At 49.7% G+C, this 612-nt stretch carries 1 protein-coding gene; it reads right to left on the reverse strand.

Annotation, left to right across the window (positions count from 1 at the left end):
• Positions 1-230: 230 nt before the first annotated feature.
• Positions 231-467 (reverse strand): hypothetical protein, encoded by a 237-nt coding sequence (locus VJI93_RS08390; RefSeq protein ID WP_324009259.1) that lies wholly within the window; start codon positions 465-467, stop codon positions 231-233.
• Positions 468-612: the final 145 nt, after the last annotated feature.

The raw sequence follows: 612 nt of genomic DNA on the forward strand, positions 1-612 counted from the left end.
GAGCATCGAACTGCTGATGAAGGGATAGACCTCCAGAGCATGAATGATACGCGCACGAATCAGAGAGGCAGTAGCATCCATGCCCTCTTCTACGGAAAGGTGTTCAGATGACTGCTGTTGCGGTTGCATTACATTGTCTCTCGATTTTGGGGAGTCATTCATGTCTGGAGGATCCATTGTTTGTATTATATTGTATTATTGTGGGACCCCTCAAGATTGCTCTTTAGGTCCTACCTCGTTGGCTGTATCTTCTTGCCAGGTGCATAGACTGCTGTCGTGTCTATGCTAATGATACGAGTACGCTCACCGTGAAAGGCCTTGCGTATAGTGGCTTCTGCTTCTGTGGTTGCCTGGTCTATAATCTGATCCATGGTATAACCTGTACCCCATGCACCTAGCCCCTGCAGCTCCACAGTGACCACTGCTTTGGCACCCACAGTGCCCTCATACTTATCCTTGCTCGACATTAGCTGCCTCCATCAATACTGGGCGCTACAGACGGGCTTGGGAGTCCCATAACACACGGCTATGAATACCCTGCCAGTAGTCATTTAAGATAAGCTGGGCAGCTCATCCCCAGTTTGCCATTATGCGATGGGCTTGATGGTGACG

This window comes from Parvimonas sp. M20, from assembly GCF_035282425.1.
Lineage (GTDB): Bacteria > Bacillota > Clostridia > Tissierellales > Peptoniphilaceae > Parvimonas.